The organism is Neisseria sp. P0021.S006, from assembly GCF_051956895.1.
In genome coordinates this window covers 1-745 of sequence record NZ_JBQCWZ010000677.1, presented here as the reverse complement: position 1 = coordinate 745, position 745 = coordinate 1, and the positions used below count along the sequence as shown (strand labels likewise).

General features: G+C 47.0%; 1 protein-coding gene. It reads left to right on the top strand.

Annotation, left to right across the window (positions count from 1 at the left end):
- Window positions 1–745, top strand: a 745-nt coding sequence (aroD, locus tag ACTHUM_RS16420; RefSeq protein ID WP_440403483.1) for a type I 3-dehydroquinate dehydratase, incomplete at both ends; no start/stop codon positions are given.

Below are 745 nucleotides of genomic sequence, written 5' to 3'. Positions count from 1 at the left end.
AAACCTGTCATCATCAAAAATATCGAGATCGGCAAAGGCCTGCCTAAAATTGCCGTACCGCTGGTGGCCGCCAATACGCAGGAATTGGAGCAGGCTTTGCGCGTATTGAAAGAGACGGCTTTTGACATTATTGAATTTCGTGCAGATTTTTTTCAAGCTGCGCTTGATGCCGATTTTATTGCCGAACAATTAGGCATCACTCGACAGGCTTTTCCTGACAAGCCTTTACTGTTTACGTTTAGAAGGGCGCAAGAGGGCGGCAATACGCCTTGTTCTGACGAGTATTATTTTGAATTATTGGAAAAAATCATCCGTTCCAAACAAGCCGATATTATCGACATCGAGCTTTTTGCCGAGGAAAGCAGCGTAAAACAAACCATTGCTTTGGCGCATGAGTATCAAACTGCCGCCTTGCTTTGTAATCACGATTTCCAAGCCACGCCGTCTTTGGCAGACATTACAGGCCGTCTGAAAACAATGGCAGAGTGGGGCGCGGATATCTGCAAAATTGCCGTTATGCCGCAATCGCCGCAAGATGTATTGACCTTATTACAGGCAACATATGATGTTTCACAAATTATCGACCGCCCAATTATTACTATGTCCATGGGTAAAACCGGAGCCGTCAGCCGCTTGGCCGGCTCGGCTTTCGGCTCTGCGATTACCTTTGGTGCGGCACAAAAAACGTCGGCCCCCGGCCAAATTGATGCCAAGGAATTGAGGAAAATCTTGGCAATTTTGGGAT